This is a genomic window from Helcobacillus massiliensis (assembly GCF_033106145.1).
Lineage (GTDB): Bacteria > Actinomycetota > Actinomycetes > Actinomycetales > Dermabacteraceae > Helcobacillus > Helcobacillus massiliensis.
Window position 1 is genome coordinate 227,663 of the sequence record NZ_CP136959.1, and the last position, 22,591, is coordinate 250,253.

The window sequence follows — 22,591 nt, forward strand, 5'->3', positions numbered from 1 at the left end:
GGGACGGGGAACCAGGTCAGTCTAGGCGGCGCCGTGCGCCTGGATCAGATCGACCAGCGAATCGATGACGTGGTCGGAACCGGTGCCCAGCAGCAGCGGCATCCCGGACACGACCGGGATCCCGAGTGATTCGGGCAGCTCCACGGTGGAGACCACGATGTCCGCGCTGAAATAGGGGGAGAGAAGGTCCATCACGGTGGCCTGACGGACACGGGCGGCGATGTCCCGTTCGGCCAGGCAACGGCGGACCTCCTGGGTCAGGCGCACCGAGGTGGCGACACCGGATCCCCCGACAATGGCAATCGTGAGCAACAGGGTTCTTTCGCGAAGCGTGGACGTGGCAGTGGAGTGCTGTGGTTCTCCCCACCCTATGACACTGTGTGAACCGGCGCGAGTGGACCCGACCACGTGCGCCCACCGCGGCGGCCCGCCTCTGGATGCGCTCGCCGCCTACACTGGAGGGGTGAGTGACCATCGCCCCGCTGCTGCGCCTGCCCCGAGCCCACCTGTTCGCGGCGGCGCTGACCGGCCCCTCGCCGCAGGCGTGGTCCTCGCCGGCGGCAGCGGGTCCCGCTTCGGCGCCGGCATCAACAAGGCATTCCTCACCCTCGCGCACCGCAGCATCGCCAGCTGGTCCCTGCTCTCGATGGCGGCGGTGGACGGCATCGGCCCCCTCGTGTTCGTGGTCCGCCCCGAAGATCGCGACCACGCCGAGCACACGGTGGCCCGCGAACTGGGGGAGCGGCGTGTGGAGATCATCGGCGGCGGCGCCACCCGCCAGGAGTCCGAGCTGCAGGCGCTGCGCCACCTCGCGGACCGCATCGAGAGCGGCGCGGTGGACACCGTGCTGATCCATGACGCCGCCCGGCCGCTCGTCTCCCGCGGCCTCATCGCCACGGTCCTGCGCACGGCGCGCCGCCACGGCGGGGCGCTGCCCGGATTCCATGCGGACGACATCGCGGCGCTCGCACCGAGCGACGGCGCGGACCGGCTCGCCGCCGAGCAGCCGTTGGGCGACCTGATCCGGGTGCAGACCCCGCAGGGCTTCCGTGCCGATGCGCTCCTGGAGGCCTACGAAGCAGCGGCCCGCGACGGGTTCGCCGGCACCGACACCGCCTCCTGCATCGAGCGGTACACCACCACCCCCGTGCAGTGGGTGCGCGGGGAAGCGGAGAACTTCAAGATCACGTTCGCGCAGGACCTCGCGCTCGCCACCGACGTGGTGCGCGCCCACGGACTCGCCCCCGGCCGCTGACGCGTCTGATCCGGCGCCGCGAACGGCCGCGGTCGCCGAAGAGTGCTGATCCGCTCAGGCGGGCCGACGGGGCCCGGACGTGTCACGGGCCAGCCCCAGCGCGATCTGCGCACGCCACAGGGACAGCTCATCGGTCATCGGCTCACCCGCATGGGAGCCGTCCACGACCACCACGTCAGCGCCGATCGCCTGCATCTCCCGCACCGCCGACTGCGTGGTCCACTCATGCTCCAGCGCCCGCTCCAGCAGATGCAGATCCACCACGATCGGGGACTGCAGAGCGGTCAGCGACGCCCGCTCGATATTGGTCAGCTGGTCGCCCCGCACGCTCTTCACCGAATCCGTCACCGGGATCCCCGGCACCGCACAGACGGCGCCGTCGCGCCACGCCTGCACAACGGAGCGGACCGTCGCCTCGGTGGTGAGGGGGCGGCCCGCGTCATGCAGCAGGACTCCGTCGGCCCCCTGCTGGCTCGCCCACTGAGCGAGCACGCGGCAGACGTCCTGCGGGTGAGCGGTCGCGGCGGCCAGCGCCGCCGTCCCCGCGATCTCGGCGTGGTCACTGCTCGCACGGCCGGGGGCGGCCGTGATCAGGCCGACGCGGCCGCCGGCGACCGACGGATCCACCACGGTGTCCAGGGAGCGCACGGCCCGCTGGACAAGCGACATCCCGCCCAGGATGCGCCCTCCGGGGACGTCGGAGGAGTCAGCGCTCGCGGCGCTGACGGCACATGCCAGACGGGATGTCATCAGCTGGTCAGCTGGGCTCAGGATGCGAGGACCTCGTCGAGGATCTCGTCAGCGCGCTCCTGGTCGACGTCCTCGGCGAGCGCGAGCTCGCTGGTGAGGATCTGGCGAGCCTTGGAGAGCATGCGCTTCTCACCGGCGGACAGGCCGCGATCCTGGTCGCGGCGCCACAGATCGCGGACGACCTCGGCGACCTTCTTGATGTCACCGCTCGCCAGCTTCTCGACGTTAGCCTTGTACCGGCGGGACCAGTTGGTCGGCTCCTCAGTGTGCGGCTGACGGAGGACATCGAAGACCTCCTCGAGACCCTTCTTGTCCACGACATCGCGGACACCCACGAGCTCAGCGTTCTCCGCCGGAACTTCGATGGTGAGGTCGCCCTGCGCCACCTTCAGCTTGAGGTAGGTGCGCTCGACGCCCTTGATGGTGCGCTGGTTGACCTCTTCGATCAGAGCAGCGCCGTGGTGTGGGTACACAACGGTCTCGCCCACAGAGAAATTCATGTCATCGGCCCCTTTCATCCGCTCTATCCTAGCAAACCCCCGATGTGCTAGGGTGTGCGCTCCACATCACGGCGAGCCCGTCCCACGGCCCGCCCCCGCGGGGAGGACAGGGCCGGGCGGGGTGTCGGCGCCCACGCGCGGGGCATGCCAGGTCGAGCCGATGACGCCCTGAGAATACTGGTACCCTTGGGAGGTCGAAGGCCGCCCGGCCGTCCCTTTCCCCTCCCGAGGAGTGAGCGTGAAGATCCGTCGCCCGTCTGCCCGCATCGCCGCAGCGGTCGCCTCCGTCGGCATCGCAGTCGTGATGTCCGGCTGCAGCAACCTGAATCCCATTCAGACCCACGAGTTCTACCAGTCCGCGGAGGGCACTGTCGCGAACGTGTACCCCGCTGGTCCGGGTGAGCCCGTCGGCCTGCGCAACATGCTGATGATCAAGACGGACGACGGCGCGGGCCTGTTCACCGGCACCCTCTCCAACGACACCGCCGAGGAGCAGACCGTCGAGATGACCGGCAAGGCCGGCGACACCGAGCTCTTCTCCGAGACCGTCACCATCCCCGCCAACGGCACCGTCGACCTCGGCGAAGGGGAGCACCAGGCGATCAAGGTCGACCAGCTGTCCGGCATCGAAGCCGGTGACAACATGCAGGTCACCTTCTCCGCCGCCGGTTCCGAGGACACCGTCACCGTGGCGGTCCTCGACACCTCCCTGCCGTACCTCAAGGAATACGTCGAGGGCCTCACCACCCAGCAGTGAGACCCTCGTCGCTGTGACCGGCCGGCCCGGTCAGGCGTCCTCGAACTTGTATCCGAGCCCGCGCACCGTCACCAAGGTGCGCGGGTTCTTCGGATCCTCCTCGATCTTCGAGCGCAAGCGCTTCACATGCACGTCGAGGGTCTTGGTGTCCCCCACATAGTTGGAGCCCCACACGCGGTCGATGAGCTGACTGCGGGTGAGCACGCGGCCCGCATTGCGCAGCAGGAACTCCAACAGGTCGAACTCCTTCAGCGGCAGCTGCACGCGCTCACCGCGCACGCTCACCACGTGGCGCTCAATGTCCATCCGGATGCCGGCGGCTTCGAACACGCCGTCGTCCTCCGCCTCATCCGCGGCCGCACCGGCAGCGTCAGTGCTGCGGCGCAGCGCCGCCTTTACGCGCGCCATCAGTTCACGGGACGAGTACGGCTTCGTCACGTAGTCATCGGCGCCGAGCTCCAGACCGAGGACCTTGTCGAACTCGTCGTCCTTCGCGGTCACCATGATGACCGGGACGCTCGAGGTGCGGCGGATCTCGCGGCACACATCCGTTCCGCTCATGCCGGGCAGCATGAGGTCCAGCAGGACCAGGTCCGCGCCGTGACGGTTGAAGATCGCCAGACCGTCCACGCCGTTGTCCGCAACTGCCACCTCATGGCCCTCACGCTGCAGGGCATAGCTGAGGGGATCCGAGAACGACTCTTCGTCTTCGACGACAAGGATGCGGGCCATGCTACGAATTCTCCTTCATTCGGGCACCGGCTGCCACCGGAACGGACAGCTCGGGGATCTGGAGGGTGAACGTGGAGCCGGCATCGAGCACCGACTGGGCGTTCACACTGCCGCCGTGGTCATTGGCGATGTGTTTGACGATCGCGAGGCCCAGGCCGCTGCCGCCGCGGGCGCGCGAGCGGGCCTTGTCCACGCGGAAGAACCGTTCGAAGACGCGCTCCAGGTCCTCGGGGCTGATGCCCATGCCCTGGTCGCGGACCGACACCTCGATCATGCCGTTGTGGCGGCGCGAGCAGATCGTCACGGTCGAGGACTTCGGCGAGTAGGTGACCGCGTTGGCGATCAGGTTCGACAGCGCCGTGATCAGCATCGACCGGTTGCCGTACACCAGCAGATCGTCCTGCGCCTGGTTCACGAGGCGGATGCCGGCGCCCTCCGCCACGGTCTGGTTGACGGTGATCGCCTGCTCGGCCACATCCGCCATCGACACCTCGTCGGCGTCCTGCAGGGCACTGGAGCCCTGGATTCGGGACAGTTCGATGATCTCGCGCACCAGGGAGCTCAGTCGTGTGGACTCCGACTGCATGCGCTGTGCGAAGCGGCGCACCGCGACCGGGTCGTCGGCGGCGTCCTCCATCGTCTCGGCGAGGAGGGCGAGGGCGCCGACTGGGGTCTTCAGCTCATGGGATACGTTCGCGACGAAGTCGCGGCGCGTGGCCTCCACGCGGGTGGCGCGGGTGAGGTCGTCGGCGAGCAGCAGCACATGGTCGGAGCCGATCGTGCCGATCTTCACGGAGATGATGCCGGTGCCGTCGGCTTCGTGGGAGCGGCTGAGCTCCAGGGTCTGGTCGCGGTATCCGCCGTTGGAGCCGACGTCCGTGACCATGTCGATGAGGACGGGGGAGGCGAGGCGGGGGTAGTCGCCGTTGGTGGCGCGGACGATGCCGTAGCTGAATGCGAGGGGCGAGGCGCGGACCACGTCACCGGTGCGGTCCAGCAGCACGTGGGCGGTGGAGATGATCGTGAGGATCTCGGAGGTGACGTCTGCGACGGCCTGGTGCGGGCGCGGCATGTCGACCGTGCGGCGCGAGTCGTTGCGCTGCAGGGCGACCATGGCGGCCACGCCGAAGACGACGCCGATGGCACCGGCGATGAGAAGAAACAGGAGATCCACCCTTCCACCCTAATCCGTCCGTTGAGCGGTCCGGTCGTCGGGGCGGCTGGCTGCACGGGGCCGATCGGAGGAATTCACGGCTCGTTCACTTGGAGGTCACGGAGGGATCAAGGTGGGCCACAGACGAGTGGGCCCGGCCACCTCCGCGCAGGGGCGGGGGACCGGGCCGTTCAGCGGAGATCCGCTGGCTGTGGGGCCGACGGATGCCGGGGCGTCAGCCGCGGTTCATCGGCGGACGGCGGTGCGCCAGACGGTCAGCACCGCGCTCCGCGCCCCGCTGAGCCGCCAGCTGCAGAGCCGCGATGACCGCGCCCGAGAGGACCGTGTAGAGGCTGATCTTCCACACCGGCAGGGCGTCGTAGGAGGACTCCATCGCGCGGATCTCCTGCTTCGACGCGCCCTGCTTCTTGGCGCGCTTCATCTCCTCCTTGAGTGCCTTGTCGTTGTCCTTCTGCACCTTCGACGTCGGTGCCTGCTCTCCGAACACGACTCCCCAGGCGCCGTTGACGAGCTTCGTGCCGATGACGCCGGCGAGTGCGCTGGCGGCGGTCATCGCGAGCTTCGTGGCGATGCCGTGGTTCTGCTTGGCCATGGATATCTGCCCTTCTGTGGTTCCGGATGCGCGAGAGAGTCTACGCGCCGTGTCTGGCCGGGCACCGGGAGGCCGGGCCCGGCCGGGCGCTGTGCGCGGGACTCAGAGGTTCTCCTTTGCCCATTCGTCCAGGCGGTCCTCCTTCAGCGCGGTGCGGAACTTCTCCATTCCGGCGTCGTCGGTCGCCACCACGGACGCACCGCCCGAGGTGGTGGTGGGGTCGCCGTGCGGCATGGAGCCGTAGGTGATGTCCTCCGAGCGGAGACCGCGGTTCGCCAGCCCCAGCTGCGCCACCTTCGTACCGGTGAGGCCGTCGTCCACCGTCATGTACGGGGTGATGTCGCCGGCGAGCTGCTGGATCTTGTTCGGATCGGACAGGGTGTCCCCGGAGAGGATCTTCCCGACCAGAGCGCTGAGCAGCGCGCGCTGGTTGGCGTTGCGGTCGAAGTCGCCGCCCGGAAGCTGCTTGCGCTGGCGGACGAACGTCAGCGCTGTCTCGCCGTCCATGTGCTGGGTGCCCTGGGTGAACTGGATGCCGTCGCCCTCGAAGCTGCGGGACACCTCCACGTCCACACCGCCGAGGGTGTCGACGATCTTCTTGATGCCGTCGAAGTCCACCAGCGCCACGTGGTCGATCTTCGTTCCCACGTACTTCTCCACGGTCTGCGTGGCCAGCGGGACACCGCCGTAGGCGAGTGCCGAGTTGATGCGGTCCTTGCCGTGGCCGGGGATGTCGATGTACAGGTCGCGCGGGAACGACAGCACATAGGCGTGCTTGTTGTCCGCATCGATGTGCACCAGCATCATGACGTCGGAGCGCTGACCGGTGACGGTCTTCGCCTCCTCGCCGCTGCGCTTGTCCGAGCCGAGCAGGAGGATGTTCGTGCCCTTGCCCTGCGCTTCGCGGTCCTTCTTATCCAGCGTCACGAAGTCCACGTTCTTCTGGTACTTGTCGTTGAGGGAGAAGAAGTAGCCGCCCACCACGGCGGCGGCGACCAGCGCGAGGATCAGAACAGCGGACAGGCCGCAGCACAGGCCCTTGCGGCGGCGCGACCGGCGGCGGCCCGTCGGCGCGGCCTCATCAGCGGCGAGCGCGCCGTCGTCGGGGCCGTCGAAGTCGTCACGGTCGAACAGGTCGTCGCGGTCGTCATGGGTGGAGCTCATCGGCAGGTCCCCTTGGATGCTCAGCGGGTCGTGGGTTCAGAGGCGGCGCTGCCGTCCTCGGTTGCGCTCGCCGCCGGTGCAGCCGGCTTCTGAGCAGAATAGGAGAGGTCCCAGATGAGGCGGCCGGCGCGCAGCGCCTTCCCCTCGAACGCGGTGCGGACACGGCGCTCGAATCGCGGAGCCCACCCCGTGGCGGGGGAGTCCTCCGGGATCTCGTCAGTGGTGGAACCCGTCGGCCTCGGGCCGTCCGGGTGGTCGTTGGTGAAGAGGCCGCGGGCGGCCACCGTCTCGAAGGCGTGCGCCTGGTGGCTGGCGTAGTCCGCCCAGTCCGTTGCGGTGCGGACCCGGCCGCCCGGCTTCAGCAGGGTATGCAGCTCCTCCAGGAAACCGGCGGAGACGAGGCGGCGCTTGTGGTGCTTCGTCTTGTGCCACGGGTCGGCGAAGAAGATCCACACCTCCTCCACGCTGCTCTCCGGCAACAGGCCGGGCAGGGAGTGCTCAGCATCGAACTCGAGGATGCGGAGGTTCTGCGGCAGGCCCAGGCGCTGCAGGTGCACGACGGTCTGGGCGTTGCCCGGCCCCCACACTTCGAACGCGAGGAAGTTGTGGTCCGGCATACCCGCTGCGGCCTGGGCGATGTTGTCGCCCTGACCGGAGCCGATCTCGATGATCAGCGGATTGTCGTTGCCGAACAGCTCCACCGGGTCCAGGCGCACATCCGGGTGGATGAGAGTGTCCCGCTCGCCCTGGGGAACGTCCAGCATGTACTGCTCGTGGTGGGCGTCCCACGCCTCGGTCTGCTCCTCGGTGAGGCGGCGGCCGCGGCGCACGAAGCTGACGATCTCGCGGCGGGGACGGGAGGCGGCGGCGCTGCGGGTCCGTCCGCTGTTCTCAGTCGGGGTCTGTTCAGGCATCAGCGCGGGACACCTTGCCATCGGTGACGGTCAGCTTCACGGTGGGCAGGGGCTCCACGGCAGGGCCCTGCTCCGGAGTGCCGTCCTTCAGTTCGAAGGTGGAGCCGTGGCAGGGGCAGTGCAGCACCTCGTCCTGCGGGGACAGAGCGCAGCCCTGATGGGTGCAGTAGCCGGAGTAGCCGGTGAGGTCCTCCCCGGAGCCCCGCACAACCGCGACGTAGCCGCGTGATCCGCCGAAGTCCACCACGGTGGTGGCGTTCTCCGGGATCTCATCGAGGCTCACCTGGCCGGACGCGTCACTGGTCACGGACGACGGCTTGTCGGGGTTCTTGCCGCGGTCGGGGCCGCAGCCGGTCATCGCGATCGCCGCGGCGCCGGTGACGCCGAGGGCACCGAGGGTGCGGCGGCGCAGGCAGGGCTGGGAGAGCGGAGAGTCAGTCATGTCCCCAGACTACCCGGACCGATCCGGTTCCTTCGGCGGAGCCTGGTCGTCCGGGCGCGGATTCACAGCGAGCCAGTGGTCCGCCTCCGCCACGAGGACACCTCGGCGCACGGTGATCGGCTCACCGGTGCGGGCGGACTCTGCGACGCTCCGGCACATCTCGGCCTGCCGGGCCTCATCGCGTTCGAAGTACTCCAGCGTGCCGCTGTGCACCGGCTCCAGGCAGAGACGGTCCCAGGCGGGCAGGCCGGCGGCGATCTGGCGGGCGCGCAGGAACTCCGCATCGATGATGGTCCCGGTGATCAGAACGATGGCGGCGAGCCACGCCAGCACGAGGATCCCGATGAGGGAGTTCAGGGTGGTGAGGACCTGTGCGTAGGAGGTGATGACCTCCAGCAGCCAGCCGAGGGCCGCTGCCGCCCCGAACAGGGTGAGGACGCTGAGCGCGGAACCGGCGGTGATGAGCCGCTCGTACGGCAGGCGCACGTTCGGCACGTACACGGAGGTGAAGGAGATCAGCACCGTGATGAGCAGCAGCAGGATCGGCCATTTGATGATGCTCCAGGTGTCGAAGGCGGCCTCCGGGACGCCGATGTGGACGCCGACTCGGCGGGAGAACTCGTTGCCGAGCAGCAGCACGATCATCGCGAGGGTGAACAGGACCATCAGCAGGACCGTTTCGCCGAGCACCACGAGGCGGAACCAGAGGAACCTGCGGCCCTCGCGAGTGTTGTACACCCGGTGCATGGTGCGGTGGTAGGCGGCCACGCCGTTCGAGCTGGAGATGAGGGACCCGGCGATGCCGAGCACGAGGCCGGGCAGACCGCCGCCGGTGGTGGACAGCGTCAGCACGGCGCGCTCCCACGGTTCCGGGTCGGCGGTGGGGAAGATCTGGGTGATGAGGGAGCCGACGGCGCTGACGCTCTGCTCCTCGATGCCGAGCATCGACAGGATCGAGATCAGCGCGATCGAGGCGGGCAGGGAGGACAGCAGGGCGTAGAAGGTCATGGTGGCGGCGACATCCCACACCTGCACTTCGAGCATGCGCACTCCCACTCGGTGCAGAACGTGGATCACCGTGAGGCGCGGACGCCTCACGGTGATCTCAGACTTCTGCGAGCCCATGCCGACGACTCAGCGACGGCGCATCAGGCGCGCTTGTCGCCCACCAGCTTCCACGCGGCCGGAAGCAGCGCAGCCGCGGCGACGGCCTTCACGATGTCGCCCGGGATGAACGGCACGAGGCCCTGCACGAGGGTGGTGGAGAGGTCAGCGCCGGTGGCCAGAGCGAGCCACGGGAGGCCGGCGGCGTACACCAGGGCGGTGGCGGCGATCGCCGCCAGGACGGTGCGCCAGGCGGAGCGGTCAGCGCCGCGACGGGCGGCGACGCCGAGGGCGGCGGCCGCGAGCACGTAGCCGATCACGTAGCCGAAGGAGGCGGCGGCGACACCGGTGGAGGACCAGCCTGCGAGTACGGGAGCGCCCACGGCCGCGAGCACGGCGTACAGGCCGACGGCGGCGGTGCCGCGCGCCGGGCCGAGGCTCGCGCCGACCAGGAGGGCGCCGAAGGTGGCGAGGGTCAGCGGCACTGGGGTGAACGGCAGCGGAATCGACACCTGGGAGATGAGCGTCAGGGCCGCGGTTCCGGCGAGCACCAGGGCGATGGTGCGGGCTGCGGAGGAAGCGGGCAGGAATCGCTCGGACAGCACGGGGCGGTGAGCCAGCGTCGTTGCGGAGGAGGTCATAGCGTTGATCCTTGGGTTGGGCGAACTGGTCAGTGCGGCGGCGGTGCGGCGGTGGAACGGGTCAGCTCGTGTGAGCGTCCGGCTCCCCCTCCGCGTCCGACGGTGCGCCCTCAGGATACTCCCAGGGCGACTCGGGGTCGGCGGGGACCGTGCTGGAGACGACGGTGCCGTCGGCCCGCACGTCCCCGACGGAGGACGGCGTGCGCAGCTCCCCGGGCGCCAGCACCGGGCCGTGGCCGTCCAGGGCGACGGCGACGCCGTCCGCCGTCACGCGGACGCGCTGCCCGCGCACATCGACCTCGATCTCGGGGCCGTCCAGCAGCGTGAAGGCGATCTCGTCCGCGGTGACGCGCACCTCGAAGCGGGAGCCGCGCACCAGCAGGCTGAACTCGAGGGACGGCCAGGCCGCCGGCAGCCGCGGATCGAACTCGAGCTGTTCGCTGTCGCTGCGCAGCCCGCCGAAGCCGTGGACGAGGGCGTTCCAGACACCGCCGGCGGAGGCGATGTGGACACCGTCGCTGGTGTTCTGGTGCAGGTTCGCGAGGTCCACGAACAGGCCGTCCATGAAGTAGTCCATCGCGAGGTCCTGGTGGCCCACTTCCGCCGCGATGATCGACTGCACGACCGCGCTCAGCGTGGAGTCGCCGGTGGTGATCGGGTCGTAGTACTCGAAGTCGGCGCGCTTCTGCTCGAGGGTGAACTCGCTGCCGCGCAGGAACAGTGCGAGCACCACATCGGCCTGCTTGATCACCTGGAAGCGGTAGATCACCAGCGGGTGGAAGTTCAGCAGGAGCGGGAAGCGGTCCTTCGGCGTATTGGCCACGTCCCACACTTCGCGGTCCAGGAACTGGTCGTCCTGCGGGTGGATGCCGAAGTTCTCGTCCCAGCCGATGTACATGCCCTCGGCGCAGTGCCGCCACTCCGCAATCTCGCCCTCGTCGATGTCCAGGCGCTCCACCAGGGTGCGGTAGGCGCCCGGGTCGCGCTCTGCGAGCTCGGTGACGACTTCGGCGGCCTTCTCCAGGTTGTTCTTCGCCATCACATTGGTGAACAGGTTGTTGTTCACCACGGTGGTGTACTCATCCGGGCCGGTGACGCCGTGGATGTAGAACACGGCTTCGCCGTTGGAGCGCCAGAAGCCGAGATCGGCCCACATACGGGCGGTCTCCACCAGCACCTCCACGCCCTGGGAGTCCATGAACTGCTGGTCGCCGGAGACGGTGGTGTAGGTGTTGAAAGCCCACGCGATGTCGGCGTCGATGTGGTACTGCGCGGTGCCGGCGGCATAGTAGGCGGAGGCCTCCTCGCCGGTGATGGTGCGCCAGGGGAACAGCGCGCCGCGCTGGTTCAGCACGGTGGCGCGCCGGCGCGCGGACTCCAGCAGGCCGTAGCGGAAGCGCAGGGCGTTGCGAGCCCATTCCGGAGAGGTGAAGGACAGGAACGGGACCACGTAGATGTCGGTGTCCCAGAAGTAGTGGCCCTCGTACCCGGAGCCGGTGACGCCCTTGGCGGGGATTCCGCGGCCGTCGGCGCGCGCAGCGGCCTGAGCGAGCTGATAGATGCACCAGCGGATCGCCTGCTGGATGTGCTCAGCGCCCTCCACGCGGACATCGGAGCGGCTCCAGAAGTCCTCGAGGAACTCCGCCTGCCACTGGTGGTACTGGGCGAACCCGTACTTGCGGACCCGGTCCAGGGTGCGGCCGGTGCGGTCGGCCAGCTCGCGGCCGGGAGCGTGGGAGCCGTAGTGGTAGGCCACGGACTTCGTCACGGCCAGGCGCTGCCCCTCCGCGAGCTCCGCCCGGAACACCGTGCGGCCGAGGTCCTCGGAGACATCGGTGGCGAGGTCGACATCGACTCCGTCGGCCGTGGCGACTTCGTGGTCGCAGGCCACGGACACGCCGATGCCGGAATGGGCGGTGCGGTAGCCCAGGTGGATCCGCCCGTCCCGCTCCTGGGTGTGCTCGGAAAGCAGCACGCGGTGGTTGAACTTCGCGGCCTTGCGGGGGTCGGCGCTGCCCTGATCGGTGGTGCCGCCCGCTTCGCGGTCGAGGTCCTCGCGGTTGAGGACCTGGGAGGAGATGAGGATGGGGGCGGTGCCCTTGACCATCTCCACCTCGTAGGTCATCAGCGCGAGGTGCCGGTCGGTGAAGGACACCATGCGGGTGGAGGTGACGCGGACGTGCTTGCCGGCGGGGGTGCGCCACCGGACGCTGCGTCGCAGCACGCCCTCGCGGAAGTCGAGGGAGCGCTCGTAGTCGAGGATGTCCGCCTTGGACAGCACGAGCGGCTCATCGTCCACGTACAGCTTGATGACGGTCGAATCGGGAACGCCCACGATGGTCTGACCGGCGGTGGCGAAGCCGTAGGCGGATTCCGCGTGGTGGATGTCCCAGGTCTCGTGGAAGCCGTTGAGGAAGGTGCCGTGCTCGGTGGCGTCGCGGCCCTCCTCGGGGGTGGCGCGCATGCCGAGGTAGCCGTTGGCAGAGGCGAAGATCGTTTCGGTGACGCCGAGGTCGCCACCGGGTCGGCTCTCCACCAGGCGCCACGGGTCGACCGGGAACTGCTGGCGGTCCATCGGGTCGCGCCGGTGCGCGTGCGTGGTGTCGTGCGGGCGGGGAGTCATGCGAGCACCCCCAGGTCGTCCACCACGAGGGTCGCGCCGGCGGCGTACAGCTTCTCTGCTCCCACGCCGCGGTTCACGCCGAGGACGGCGGCGAACGGCCCGGCGGCGCCGGCCTTCACCCCGGAGACGGCATCTTCGACCACGAGGGCGGCGGCGGGGTCCGCGCCGAGCTGTTCGGCGGCGTGGACGAACGTGTCGGGAGCGGGCTTGCCCGGCAGTCCCTCGCGCTCGGCCACGTTGCCGTCCACGATCACGCCGAACCGGTCGAGGAGACCGGCGGCGGTCAGCACCTCTTCCGCGTTGCGGGAGGAGGAGACCACGGCGATGCGCACGTCGTCGCTGAGGGAGTCGAGCAGCGCCACAGTGCCGGGGTACGGCTGGACCCCCTCCTCGCGCAGCAGGGTGAGGACGAGGTCGTTCTTGCGGTTGCCGAGGCCGCACACCGTCTCGGTGGACGGGTCATCGGTCTTCTCGCCCCAGGGCAGGTCGATGCCGCGGGACTTCAGAAAGGAGTCGACGCCCTCATAGCGGGGCTTGCCGTCCACGTAGTCGAAGTAGTCGTGATCCGTGTACGGCTCGCTGATGCCGCGCTCGGTGAGGAACTCGGTGAACATGCGGTCCCAGGCCCGCATGTGGACCTCGGCGGTCGGTGTGATCACTCCGTCCATGTCGAACAGGATCGCTGGGAAGTCGGAGAGGCGGAATTCGGCCACGCTGGGGTGCTTCGACGTATTCACGCGATCTACGATAGAGGAGGTCCGCTCTTCGGCGAAGCGCCCGCTCCGCTGTCGTGCAGTGGGTCATCATCCTGATCATCGCCTCGGAGGAATCGTTGACCAGCACCCGTCCCTTCATCGATGCCGTTGTCCGCTCCCTGCAGATCGACGATGACGCCACCTCCGATGACGCGGTCGCCCTGCGCCTGACGCTCGCCCTGCACGGCTGCGGCGCTCCCACGGACCTGTTCCCCCTGCTCACCGATCCGCAGCATCTGGTCCGCTGGTACGGACCCGTCACGGTCGACGGCGGTGAGGGCGGCGCCTTCACCGCCCCCGGCGGCGTCCACGGCACCATCCGGTCGGTGCAGTCCCCGCACCGAGTGGATCTCACGTGGGAGTATGAGGGCCGCGCCGATGAGCTGACCCTGCGCATCGACCCCACTGACGACGGCAGCTCCTCGCTGCTGATCGAGCACAGCCTCGCCATGCCGGCCGAGGTGTTCGCCCAGTACGGTCCGGGGGCTGCGGCGCTCGGCTGGGAGATCGCCCTGATGGGCTTCGCCCGCTACGCCGAGATCGGTGGGGATGCCTCCATCGCCGCCTGCGCAGCGGATCTGCCGGCTCCCGACCCGGTGTGGCTGGCCAGTGAGGACGGCGCGCAGACGGTGCGCGCCTGGGCGATCCGCTGGGCCGCTGCTGCCATCGCGGCGGGCGTCCCGGAGGCGACGGCCCGGGTGGGCGAGGAGAACACGGTGCGCGCCTACACCCCGCAGGCCGCGCAGAGCTGACGCCCCGGGTGCGCTGGGCGGCTCTCGCGCCTCACACTTCGCTGATCACCAGCTGCTGACCGGTGCTGCCGGGAGCGTCGGCGAGCTCCAGCAGCCGGGCCGCGCACGCCTGTGCGCTGACCTGCGCGGACGCCTGCGGGGCGTAGGACACCGGCAGCAGCTGCGTGGGCGCGGGTCCCGGCGCCACCAGCACCGGCGGGTGCGCGATCGCTGTCCAGTCGGCGCCGCTGAGCAGCACCAGTTCGAGGGCGCGCCGCGCATCCAGCAGCTGCGCGCGGCGATCGGTGGCCCCGCGGACGGCTCGGGCGCGCTCCAGCAGCGGGGTGCGGCGCGTCGGGGCCGACGGGGCCCTGCGCCCGTCGGTGCGCAGGCCGAGCGCCTCGATCGGGAGGGACACCACCAGTCGCGTCGCCGCGCCGTCCTCGCCGGCCGAGCGCAGGGCGCGCAGCAGCGCCAGGGTCACGGCCTCATCCGTCGGTCGACCACCCGCCGGAGCGAGCGGCGGGTCCTGCAGTGCCGCGCCCAGGCACAGCACCACCGCGTCGCTTGTTGCTGCGGCGTCGGCGAGTCGGTCCGGGGCAGCGTCGCCGCTGATCACCACGGGGGTCACGGCGCTGGAGAACACGACCAGGTCGCTAGGAGCGCTGGTGAGCGCCTGTACCCGTCGGCCCTGCAGGGCGGCCTCCCGCATGACGGCGTCGCCGAGGGCTCCGGCGGCATCGATGACGGCGACCTCGCCGGTGCGGGCAGTCGGGGATGCGGGCATGGGGACTCCGTTTTCTGGCTGAGACGGCGCGGGGCGCCGATGCTGACCGGGCATAGTCTAAGGACCCGTAACCACAGGACGACACCGGCGGGCAAGGGAGGCGGCGGATGCTGAAGCGGCTGATCCTGCCGATCTATCTGCCCCTGTTCCTCGAATATGCGGGCGTGTCCGCCTATCTGCCGCTGCTGCCGCTGATCGCGGTGCGCCTGGGCTTCAGCGTCCCCGAAGCGGCCGCCCTGGGCCTCATCCAGGGGCTGTGCGCGGTGCTGCTGCCGATCCCGCTGGCGCGGCTGCTGGCGGCGATGGGGGAGCGGAGGGCGCTGCTCGCGAGCGGGGCGCTGCAGGGGGTGACCTCGCTCGGCCTCGGGGTTGTGGTGCATCGCGCGCTGGCGGCCGGTGGGGCCGACGGGGCAGGGCCCGCGGATCGCCTCGCCCTCATCGCGGGCCTGCTGGTGATCAACATGGGGCTCGTGCTGTGGCATGTGGGCCGACAGGCGTATCTCGCGGATGCGCTGCCGGAGTCGATCCGTGCGCGCGGCCTCACCACCCTCGGCGGGGCGCTGCGGATGGGGCAGGTGGTGGGCCCGTTCATCGGGGCGGCGGTCATCGCCGCCGGCAGCACCGCCGGGGTGTTCTTCCTGCACACGGGCCTGATGGTGCTCGCGACGGTGCTGGTGGCGCTCACCCTGCTGCCGCTCGATGATCCCGAACCCGGGCCCGCCTCAGCCGATGCAGCGTCCGCGGATGCCGCTGCACCTGACAGTGCGACGCCCGATGCAGCCGCACCCGGGACCGGGGCACCCGATGCCGCTGCGCCTGCTCCGCTGCGCCGCCCGACCCCACCGCTCAGCCACCGCGACGCCGCCCGCCGACGCATCGCCGTCGCCGCCGGCATCCTGCCGGTGTCGATGAGCCGCTCCAACCGCATGATCATCATCCCGCTGGTCGCGCTCAGCCTCGGCCTCGGCGAGGACCATGTCGCGATCGTGGTCGGCATCGCCGCGGTGGTGGAGATCGCGCTGTTCTATCCCGCCGGACTCCTCATGGACCGCTTCGGGCGCGCCGCCGTCGCGGTCCCCTGCAGCCTCGGCCTCGCCGCCGGGATGGCACTGATGGCCCCGCTCGCGCTCGGCGGCCACGCCACCACCCCGCAGCCGTGGGCCCTGCCGGCCCTGCTGGCAGCGGCGACCGTGATGTCGCTCGGCAACGGCCTCGGCTCCGGCATCCAGGTCACCCTCGGCGTGGACCTCGCCCGCCCCCAGTACCGGGTGCGGGACCTCGGGCGCTGGAACTCCCTGGTCGGGGTGGGGCAGCTCGCCGGCCCCGGCCTCGTCACCGCCGTCACCGTGGTGGCGCCCGTCGGCGTCGCGGCGGGCACGATGGCGGTGCTGTGCGGCGCCGGCGGGGCATGGCTCGCCCGCATCCTGCCGCGCGTCACCCCCGCCCCCAGCCGCCGGTGAGGCGCGGGGGCGTAGGCTTCGTCGCTCACCCACGGACCCGACCCCAGCCGGAGGATCGATGGCGAGAGCTGCCGGCGCCACCGCGCCCACCCGCGCCGCACGCCCGTACATTCCGTTCCTCGACGCCATGCGCGTCATCGCCATCATCGCCGTCCTCGGCATCCACGCGATCGCCCCGGCGTACACGGCGGACACCGTCGACTGGCCCACAGCGCTGCTGCGCTCCGCGCTCGGCCCCGCGGTTCCGGTCTTCGTGATGATGTCCGGCGCGCTCAACCTCACCGAGGGGGCGCATCGCCGCGGCACCGCTGCGTTCCTCCGCACCCGCTTCCTGCGTCTGCTGCCCGCCGCCCTCGCGTGGAGCGCGCTGTACATGCTGGTGGTCCAGCCGCTGCTCTGGGGCACGGAGCTGACCGGGAAGGGCCTGATCCGGCAGGCGATCCGGGCGGACGCCGCCCCTCACCTGTACTTCCTGTGGGTCGTGCTGGGCCTCTCGCTGCTGTCCCCGGTGCTCGCCCCGTTCGTGGAGCGCAGCGCCGGCCATGCCTATGCCCTCGCCGCGGCCGGTGTCGCCTGGACTCCACTGACGGCCGTCGCCGCCGGCCTCCTCGACCAGGCGGATGCCCCGATGGACCTGCTGCCCGGCAGCATCCTCACCTTCTTCCTGCCGTACGTCGGCTACTACGTGCTCGGGTACGCCCTCGTCACACATCCGCCGAGCCGCAGCATCGGGTGGACGTGTGCGGCCCTGTTCCCGCTGCTGGTCGCGGTGTGCGCCTGGGAGATCCTGCACCCCGGTGAGGCGCCGCCGCTGCTCGATTCGGCGCTGGTGATGTCGTACTTCTCGCCGCTGCTGACCGCGATGAGCGTGGTGCTGTTCGTCGCGGCGGCCTCCCTCGGCATGTCCTGGCGGGTGGGGGACGGGGGCCGACGCCTCCTGCGGCCGCTCGCCAGCGCCTCCTTCGGCGTGTACCTGGTGCACATGGTGTTCGTGGCGGAGCTTCGCACCTGGTTCCCGGCGCTGGAGTCGGAGGCGCTGGGCCCGAACCTCGTGGTGTGGGCGCTCGCGGTGGTCCTGTCGTTCGCGCTGATGCTGGTGTGGATCCGCATCCCGGGACTGCGCCGCTTCGTCTGAACCGGGTGCGGCTCACCGCGTCGCCGACCTCCAGGTCATGACCTTCGGCGACAGCTTCAGCCTCGCCCTCGAGCAGCACGAAGCCCCCGGCCAGCAACATGCTGGGCGGGGGCTTCTCGTGGAGCGGATGACGGGAATCGAACCCGCACTATCAGTTTGGAAGACTGAGGCTCTACCATTGAGCTACATCCGCGAAGGCTTCCGGACGAGGCCGTCGGCCGGTCTCCTATTCAATCACAGAACCCGTCGGCCGCCCAACCGTTCCGGCGTCCCAGAAGTGTGATCTGCCCGATGAGGCGGGTCACAAAGGTCAGCACAGACCCAGCGCCCTTTCAGCGGTGAGGATAGACTCGCTGGGGTCGTCTTTTTCGGGATGTAGCTCAGCTTGGTAGAGCGCGCGCTTTGGGAGCGTGAGGTCGCAGGTTCAAATCCTGTCATCCCGACCAGCCGGCTCCGGCGCGGCAGAGCCACCGGAAGCGGCGCTGACAGCACGAGAGCTGCGCGGCCGGTGCCCCGACGCACTGGCCCTTCTCATTCTTTATCGTCGATCAGTCAACCAAGGGAGTGTCCCCCACGTGAAGACCTCAGTCGAGAAGCTCGACGCAACCCGCGTCAAGCTCAACGTCGAAGTTCCGTTCGAAGAGCTGAAGCCCGCCATCGACCAGGCCGCGAAGAAGATCGCGAGCGAGGTGCAGATGCCCGGCTTCCGCAAGGGCAAGGTGCCGACGGCTCTCATCGAGCAGCGCTTCGGCAAGGCCGCCATCATCCAGGAGGCCGTCAACGACGCCCTGCCCGGCTTCTACTCGCAGGCCGCTGCCGAGGCTGAGATCAGCCCCGTCGGCCGCCCCGAGGTCGACGTCACCGAGGTCCCCGGCCTCGAGGGCGAGGAGGAGGGCAACCTCGTCTTCGTTGTGGAGCAGGACGTGCGCCCCGAGATCGAGCTGCCCGACTTCGCCTCCTACGAGGTCGAGATCGAGGAGCCGACGGTCGACGACGACGCCGTGCAGGTCCGCCTCGACGCCCTGCGTGAGCGCTTCGGCACCCTCAAGGGCGTGGACCGCCCCGCCAAGGACGGCGACTTCGTGTCCCTCGACATGGACGCGAAGATCGACGACGAGCAGGTCGACACCGTGGAGGGCGTCTCCTACCAGATCGGTGAGGGCAACATGCTCGAGGGCCTCGACGAGGCTCTGACGGGCCTGTCCGCCGGCGAGACCACCACCTTCTCCTCCAAGCTGGCCGGCGGCGACCGCGCCGGTGAAGAGGCTCAGATCACCGTCACCGCCAAGAGCGTCAAGGAGCGCGAGCTCCCCGAGGCCGACGACGAGTTCGCCGAGCTCGCTTCCGAGTTCGACACCATCGACGAGCTCAAGGACGACCTGAAGAAGCAGGCCGAGAAGGACGCCGACGCCAACAAGGCCGGCCTGGCCCGCAACGCCCTGCTGGAGAAGCTCCTCGAGGACCTTGAGATCCCCGTGCCGGAGCAGCTCGTCAAGGACGAGATCACCGCTCACCTCGAGAACGAGGGCAAGGCCGAGGACGACCCGCACGGCGATGAGATCAAGGACGACACCGTCAAGGCCATCCAGGCCCAGTTCCTGCTCGACGCCATCCTCGCGGACAACGAGGTCGAGGTCGGCCAGGACGACCTGATGAACTACATGTCCGCCATGGCCGCCCAGTACGGCATGGACCCGAACACCTTCCTGCAGGCAGTGGCGCAGTCCGGCCAGATCGAGCAGATCTTCGGCGAGGTGCAGCGCTCCAAGGCCCTGGATGCGGTTCTCGCGAAGGTCACCGTGAAGGGCAAGGAGTCCGGCAAGGCCATCGACCTGGGTCTGGACGCCGCCGACTCCGAGAAGGCCGACGACGCCGAGGACATGGACGAGAAGAAGCCCGCCAAGAAGGCACCGGCGAAGAAGTCCACCAAGTCCACCGCCAAGAAGGCGCCGGCGAAGAAGTCGACCACCGCGAAGAAGACCACCGCGAAGAAGGACGAGAAGTCCGACGACGCGAAGTGATCTGATCACTCGCCGAAGGGGCGGGCACCATCGGGCGACCGACGGTGCCCGCCCCTTCTCGTTGCGCGAGTGCGCCCCTGGCGAACACGTCCAGGCAGCGGCCGGGCCCTCGCGTAGTCTGGAAACAACCATCGTCGAGCCCCTACAAGGAGTGCACTGTGACAGATCAGCCTCGCAACGCGTCGGGCGAGCTGCCCCTCGGTCTGGATGACAACGTCTACCAGCGCCTGCTCAAGGAGCGCATCGTGTGGCTCGGTTCGGACGTGCGCGATGACAACGCGAACGCGATCTGCGCCAAGCTGCTGCTGCTCGCCGCTGAGGACCCTGATAAGGACATCTACCTCTACATCAACAGCCCCGGCGGCTCGATCACCGCTGGCATGGCCATCTACGACACCATGCAGTTCATCAAGCCGGACGTGGTGACGGTCGCCATGGGCATGGCGGCATCCATGGGCCAGTTCCTGCTGTCCTCCGGCACCAAGGGCAAGCGCTACGCCACGCCGCACACCCGCGTGCTCATGCACCAGCCGCTGGGCGGCCTCGGCGGCACTGCCTCGGAGATCAAGATCCAGGCGGATCTCATCCTCTCGATGAAGAAGCAGATGGCGGAGCTGACCGCGGAGCAGACCGGCAAGAGCGTTGAGCAGATCATCGCCGACGGCGACCGCGACAACTGGTTCACCGCCCAGGAAGCCCTCGAGTACGGCTTCATCGACCACATCGTCTCCGGCGCGGAAGACGTCACCGGTGCCGGCGGCACCGCGAAGAACTGACCCGTCGAGACTGAGGAGACCCTTCCATGACCTTTGACCCCATGATGGCTTCCGGTTCGATGCCGTACGCGTCCGCCGGCCAGATGCCCAGCTCCCGCTACGTGCTGCCCACCTATGAGGAGCGCACCCCTTACGGCTTCAAGCGCCAGGACCCGTACGCGAAGCTGTTCGAGGACCGCATCATCTTCCTCGGCGTGCAGGTGGACGACGCCTCCGCCGATGACGTGATGGCGCAGCTGCTCGTGCTGGAGTCGCAGGACCCGGACCGTGACATCACGCTGTACATCAACAGCCCCGGCGGTTCGTTCACGGCCCTGACCGCGATCTACGACACCATGCAGTACATCAAGCCGGACGTCACCACCGTGTGCCTCGGCCAGGCCGCATCCGCGGCCGCTGTGCTGCTCGCCGCCGGCGCCCCCGGCAAGCGCCTCGCACTGCCGAACGCCCGCATCCTGATCCACCAGCCCGCGATGGGCGGCCAGGGCGGCGGCCAGGCCTCGGACATCGAGATCCAGGCGAACGAGATCCTGCGTATGCGCACCTGGCTGGAGGACACGCTCGCCCACCACACGGGCCGCGACCGGGACCTCATCCACAAGGACATCGAGCGCGACAAGATCCTGACCGCTCAGGCTGCGCTCGAGTACGGCCTGGTGGACCAGGTGCTGGAGCGCCGCACCGACGCGGCCGGCCAGATCCCCAACTGATCCGGCCCACTTCACTCTGATCCGGACGCGCCGGGTCCCGCCCCACCGAGGGGCGGGGCCCGGCGCTTCTGTTCGCAGGGCACCTGTTCCGGGCGCGGGCGCGCGGCGGCGAGGTGCAGGTCACACTCGGTGTGTGCTGGCGGCGAACGGTGACGCGCCCCGCCTCCGAAATCCGGGAGCGTGCCGACGGTTTCGATAGGCTGAACGGACCACAGCGGCTTCGAAAGGGATTCCTCCATGGCGCAGCTCGGCGACGATTCCGACGTTTTCTCCTGCTCCTTCTGCGGCAAGTCGCAGAAGCAGGTGGAACGCCTGATCTCCGGCCCCCACGTGTACATCTGCGAAGAGTGCATCGAACTGTGCAACGAGATCATCGCTGAGGAGACCCAGGCAGAGAAGGCGAAGGCCGAACCGGAGCAGGAGCTGCCCTCGCCGCGGGAGATCTTCGACTTCCTCGAAACCCACATCATCGGCCAGGAAGAGGCGAAGCGCGCCCTGTCCGTGGCCGTCTACAACCACTACAAGCGCGTGCGCGCCCGCGATGAGGCAGCGCAGCACCCGTCGGCCCGCCGCGAGGACGAGTTCAGCGACGTCGACGTCGCCAAATCGAACGTGATGCTCGTGGGCCCCACCGGCTGCGGCAAGACCTACCTCGCGCAGACCCTCGCGAAGATGCTGAACGTGCCGTTCACCATGACCGACGCCACCGCCCTCACCGAAGCCGGCTACGTGGGCGAGGACGTGGAGAACATCCTGCTGCAGCTGCTGCAGGCCGCGGACCATGACGTGAAGAAGGCGGAGCGCGGCATCATCTACATCGATGAGGTCGACAAGATCGGCCGCAAGGCGGAGAACCCGTCGATCACTCGTGACGTGTCCGGTGAGGGCGTGCAGCAGGCGCTGCTGAAGATCCTCGAAGGCACGGTGGCGGCGGTGCCGCCGCAGGGCGGCCGGAAGCACCCGCAGCAGGACTACATTCAGCTGGACACCACGAACGTCCTTTTCATCGTGGCCGGTGCGTTCGCCGGCATCGAGGACATCGTTGCGAACCGCACCGGCAAGGGCGGCATCGGCTTCGGCTCCCAGCTGCCCAGCCGCATGGACGAGAAGGAGCTGTACTCCAACGTGCAGCCGGAGGACCTGCTGAAGTTCGGGCTGATCCCCGAGTTCATCGGCCGCCTGCCCGTGCTCACCTCCGTGAAGAGCCTCGACAAGGACGCGCTGATCCGCATCCTGACGGAGCCGAAGAACGCGATGGTGAAGCAGTATCAGAAGATGTTCGCCTATGACGATGTGGAGCTGTCGTTCGAACCGGCGGCCCTGGATGCGATCGCGGACCGTGCCCTGCAGCGCGGCACCGGCGCCCGCGGGCTGCGCGCCATCATGGAGGAGACCCTTCAGCCGATCATGTTCGACATCCCCTCCCGCAGCGACATCGCGAAGGTCGTCATCACTGAGGGCGTGGTGACCAGCGGACGCGAGCCGATCATGCTGACGCAGAAGGAAGCGCAGAAGCAGCAGGAGTCGGTGCGCACCAGCGCCTGACGCTTGCGCCCCGCGCATCAGCG

General features: G+C 69.3%; 23 protein-coding genes and 2 tRNA genes. 10 read left to right on the forward strand and 15 right to left on the reverse strand.

Going from position 1 to position 22,591, the window contains the following annotated elements; genetic code table 11:
- Positions 1–21 precede the first annotated feature (21 nt).
- Positions 22–312, reverse strand: coding sequence for a PTS sugar transporter subunit IIB (locus tag R3I40_RS01105; RefSeq protein ID WP_239375911.1), 291 nt, complete (start codon positions 310–312; stop codon positions 22–24).
- 151 nt (positions 313–463) lie between these two features.
- On the opposite strand from R3I40_RS01105, the gene R3I40_RS01110 reads away from it, so the two are divergent.
- Positions 464–1,255, forward strand: coding sequence for an IspD/TarI family cytidylyltransferase (locus tag R3I40_RS01110; RefSeq protein WP_239375910.1), 792 nt, complete (start codon positions 464–466; stop codon positions 1,253–1,255).
- Positions 1,256–1,309: 54 nt separating this feature from the next.
- Here R3I40_RS01110 and R3I40_RS01115 read toward each other — a convergent pair whose 3' ends face one another.
- Positions 1,310–1,924 carry a 2-C-methyl-D-erythritol 4-phosphate cytidylyltransferase gene (locus R3I40_RS01115; protein ID WP_239375909.1) on the reverse strand — a complete coding sequence of 205 codons (615 nt, stop codon included), beginning with the start codon at positions 1,922–1,924 and terminating at the stop codon, positions 1,310–1,312.
- 98 nt (positions 1,925–2,022) lie between these two features.
- Positions 2,023–2,505 (reverse strand): CarD family transcriptional regulator, encoded by a 483-nt coding sequence (locus R3I40_RS01120; protein WP_183376588.1) that lies wholly within the window; start codon positions 2,503–2,505, stop codon positions 2,023–2,025.
- A 238-nt stretch (positions 2,506–2,743) separates the two neighbouring features.
- Between R3I40_RS01120 and R3I40_RS01125 the strand changes: the two genes are divergently transcribed.
- Positions 2,744–3,262 carry a hypothetical protein gene (locus tag R3I40_RS01125; RefSeq protein ID WP_239375908.1) on the forward strand — a complete coding sequence of 173 codons (519 nt, stop codon included), beginning with the start codon at positions 2,744–2,746 and terminating at the stop codon, positions 3,260–3,262.
- 30 nt (positions 3,263–3,292) lie between these two features.
- Here the strand turns inward: R3I40_RS01125 and R3I40_RS01130 are convergent, their stop codons facing one another.
- The 10 genes from R3I40_RS01130 to R3I40_RS01175 form a co-directional block, all read right to left on the reverse strand.
- Positions 3,293–3,994 (reverse strand): response regulator, encoded by a 702-nt coding sequence (locus R3I40_RS01130; protein WP_239375907.1) that lies wholly within the window; start codon positions 3,992–3,994, stop codon positions 3,293–3,295.
- Between the two features lies 1 nt (position 3,995).
- Positions 3,996–5,168, reverse strand: a complete 1,173-nt coding sequence (locus tag R3I40_RS01135) for a sensor histidine kinase (RefSeq protein WP_285262491.1) — start codon at positions 5,166–5,168, stop codon at positions 3,996–3,998.
- A 214-nt stretch (positions 5,169–5,382) separates the two neighbouring features.
- Positions 5,383–5,760, reverse strand: a complete 378-nt coding sequence (locus R3I40_RS01140) for a DUF4235 domain-containing protein (RefSeq protein WP_183376594.1) — start codon at positions 5,758–5,760, stop codon at positions 5,383–5,385.
- Positions 5,761–5,862: 102 nt separating this feature from the next.
- Complete coding sequence (locus R3I40_RS01145; protein WP_239375903.1) at positions 5,863–6,924, reverse strand: LCP family protein; 1,062 nt, start codon at positions 6,922–6,924, stop codon at positions 5,863–5,865.
- 20 nt (positions 6,925–6,944) lie between these two features.
- Positions 6,945–7,838 carry a tRNA (guanosine(46)-N7)-methyltransferase TrmB gene (gene trmB, locus R3I40_RS01150; RefSeq protein WP_285262492.1) on the reverse strand — a complete coding sequence of 298 codons (894 nt, stop codon included), beginning with the start codon at positions 7,836–7,838 and terminating at the stop codon, positions 6,945–6,947.
- Positions 7,831–8,280 (reverse strand): QcrA and Rieske domain-containing protein, encoded by a 450-nt coding sequence (locus R3I40_RS01155; protein ID WP_183376600.1) that lies wholly within the window; start codon positions 8,278–8,280, stop codon positions 7,831–7,833. Before R3I40_RS01155 ends, trmB begins: the two co-directional genes overlap by 8 nt.
- Positions 8,281–8,289: 9 nt before the next feature.
- Positions 8,290–9,405 carry a YihY/virulence factor BrkB family protein gene (locus R3I40_RS01160; protein WP_285262493.1) on the reverse strand — a complete coding sequence of 372 codons (1,116 nt, stop codon included), beginning with the start codon at positions 9,403–9,405 and terminating at the stop codon, positions 8,290–8,292.
- A gap of 23 nt (positions 9,406–9,428) precedes the next feature.
- Positions 9,429–10,025, reverse strand: a complete 597-nt coding sequence (locus R3I40_RS01165; protein ID WP_259924099.1) for a biotin transporter BioY — start codon at positions 10,023–10,025, stop codon at positions 9,429–9,431.
- A 61-nt stretch (positions 10,026–10,086) separates the two neighbouring features.
- A complete protein-coding gene (locus R3I40_RS01170) occupies positions 10,087–12,648 on the reverse strand; it encodes a glycoside hydrolase family 65 protein (RefSeq protein ID WP_285262517.1) in 2,562 nt (853 codons plus the stop codon).
- On the reverse strand, positions 12,645–13,316 hold the full coding sequence (locus R3I40_RS01175; protein ID WP_183376684.1) for an HAD family hydrolase: 672 nt from the start codon (positions 13,314–13,316) through the stop codon (positions 12,645–12,647). Before R3I40_RS01175 ends, R3I40_RS01170 begins: the two co-directional genes overlap by 4 nt.
- 164 nt (positions 13,317–13,480) lie before the next feature.
- On the opposite strand from R3I40_RS01175, the gene R3I40_RS01180 reads away from it, so the two are divergent.
- Positions 13,481–14,155, forward strand: a complete 675-nt coding sequence (locus R3I40_RS01180; protein ID WP_317700046.1) for an SRPBCC domain-containing protein — start codon at positions 13,481–13,483, stop codon at positions 14,153–14,155.
- Positions 14,156–14,186: 31 nt separating this feature from the next.
- Here the strand turns inward: R3I40_RS01180 and R3I40_RS01185 are convergent, their stop codons facing one another.
- Positions 14,187–14,921 (reverse strand): NAD(P)H-binding protein, encoded by a 735-nt coding sequence (locus R3I40_RS01185; RefSeq protein ID WP_239375891.1) that lies wholly within the window; start codon positions 14,919–14,921, stop codon positions 14,187–14,189.
- A 107-nt stretch (positions 14,922–15,028) separates the two neighbouring features.
- Between R3I40_RS01185 and R3I40_RS01190 the strand changes: the two genes are divergently transcribed.
- Complete coding sequence (locus R3I40_RS01190) at positions 15,029–16,381, forward strand: MFS transporter (RefSeq protein WP_285262520.1); 1,353 nt, start codon at positions 15,029–15,031, stop codon at positions 16,379–16,381.
- 58 nt (positions 16,382–16,439) lie between these two features.
- Positions 16,440–17,516 carry an acyltransferase gene (locus R3I40_RS01195; protein ID WP_285262521.1) on the forward strand — a complete coding sequence of 359 codons (1,077 nt, stop codon included), beginning with the start codon at positions 16,440–16,442 and terminating at the stop codon, positions 17,514–17,516.
- A gap of 119 nt (positions 17,517–17,635) precedes the next feature.
- Here R3I40_RS01195 and R3I40_RS01200 read toward each other — a convergent pair.
- A tRNA-Gly gene (locus R3I40_RS01200) sits at positions 17,636–17,709 on the reverse strand.
- A gap of 176 nt (positions 17,710–17,885) precedes the next feature.
- On the opposite strand from R3I40_RS01200, the gene R3I40_RS01205 reads away from it, so the two are divergent.
- From R3I40_RS01205 to clpX, 5 genes are all read left to right on the forward strand, one after another.
- Positions 17,886–17,962 (forward strand) — tRNA-Pro (locus R3I40_RS01205).
- A 129-nt stretch (positions 17,963–18,091) separates the two neighbouring features.
- A complete protein-coding gene (tig, locus tag R3I40_RS01210; RefSeq protein WP_285262522.1) occupies positions 18,092–19,537 on the forward strand; it encodes a trigger factor in 1,446 nt (481 codons plus the stop codon).
- Positions 19,538–19,695: 158 nt separating this feature from the next.
- On the forward strand, positions 19,696–20,313 hold the full coding sequence (locus R3I40_RS01215) for an ATP-dependent Clp protease proteolytic subunit (protein WP_183376614.1): 618 nt from the start codon (positions 19,696–19,698) through the stop codon (positions 20,311–20,313).
- 26 nt (positions 20,314–20,339) lie between these two features.
- Positions 20,340–21,023 (forward strand): ATP-dependent Clp protease proteolytic subunit, encoded by a 684-nt coding sequence (locus tag R3I40_RS01220; protein ID WP_239375886.1) that lies wholly within the window; start codon positions 20,340–20,342, stop codon positions 21,021–21,023.
- 237 nt (positions 21,024–21,260) lie between these two features.
- Complete coding sequence (clpX, locus tag R3I40_RS01225) at positions 21,261–22,568, forward strand: ATP-dependent Clp protease ATP-binding subunit ClpX (protein ID WP_239375884.1); 1,308 nt, start codon at positions 21,261–21,263, stop codon at positions 22,566–22,568.
- The last annotated feature ends 23 nt before the right edge of the window (positions 22,569–22,591 follow it).

What these genes read in the sequence shown, in the direction of transcription:
- R3I40_RS01155 (WP_183376600.1), bottom strand. Translation starts at nt 8,280, where the DNA reads ATGACTGACTCTCCGCTCTCCCAGCCCTGCCTGCGCCGCCGCACCCTC.
- clpX (WP_239375884.1), top strand. Translation starts at nt 21,261, where the DNA reads ATGGCGCAGCTCGGCGACGATTCCGACGTTTTCTCCTGCTCCTTCTGC.
- R3I40_RS01130 (WP_239375907.1), bottom strand. Translation starts at nt 3,994, where the DNA reads ATGGCCCGCATCCTTGTCGTCGAAGACGAAGAGTCGTTCTCGGATCCC.
- R3I40_RS01195 (WP_285262521.1), top strand. Translation starts at nt 16,440, where the DNA reads ATGGCGAGAGCTGCCGGCGCCACCGCGCCCACCCGCGCCGCACGCCCG.
- R3I40_RS01165 (WP_259924099.1), bottom strand. Translation starts at nt 10,025, where the DNA reads ATGACCTCCTCCGCAACGACGCTGGCTCACCGCCCCGTGCTGTCCGAG.
- R3I40_RS01145 (WP_239375903.1), bottom strand. Translation starts at nt 6,924, where the DNA reads ATGAGCTCCACCCATGACGACCGCGACGACCTGTTCGACCGTGACGAC.
- R3I40_RS01185 (WP_239375891.1), bottom strand. Translation starts at nt 14,921, where the DNA reads ATGCCCGCATCCCCGACTGCCCGCACCGGCGAGGTCGCCGTCATCGAT.
- R3I40_RS01190 (WP_285262520.1), top strand. Translation starts at nt 15,029, where the DNA reads ATGCTGAAGCGGCTGATCCTGCCGATCTATCTGCCCCTGTTCCTCGAA.
- R3I40_RS01175 (WP_183376684.1), bottom strand. Translation starts at nt 13,316, where the DNA reads ATGGACGGAGTGATCACACCGACCGCCGAGGTCCACATGCGGGCCTGG.
- trmB (WP_285262492.1), bottom strand. Translation starts at nt 7,838, where the DNA reads ATGCCTGAACAGACCCCGACTGAGAACAGCGGACGGACCCGCAGCGCC.
- R3I40_RS01115 (WP_239375909.1), bottom strand. Translation starts at nt 1,924, where the DNA reads ATGTCGCTTGTCCAGCGGGCCGTGCGCTCCCTGGACACCGTGGTGGAT.
- R3I40_RS01160 (WP_285262493.1), bottom strand. Translation starts at nt 9,405, where the DNA reads ATGGGCTCGCAGAAGTCTGAGATCACCGTGAGGCGTCCGCGCCTCACG.
- R3I40_RS01170 (WP_285262517.1), bottom strand. Translation starts at nt 12,648, where the DNA reads ATGACTCCCCGCCCGCACGACACCACGCACGCGCACCGGCGCGACCCG.
- R3I40_RS01120 (WP_183376588.1), bottom strand. Translation starts at nt 2,505, where the DNA reads ATGAATTTCTCTGTGGGCGAGACCGTTGTGTACCCACACCACGGCGCT.
- R3I40_RS01220 (WP_239375886.1), top strand. Translation starts at nt 20,340, where the DNA reads ATGACCTTTGACCCCATGATGGCTTCCGGTTCGATGCCGTACGCGTCC.
- R3I40_RS01140 (WP_183376594.1), bottom strand. Translation starts at nt 5,760, where the DNA reads ATGGCCAAGCAGAACCACGGCATCGCCACGAAGCTCGCGATGACCGCC.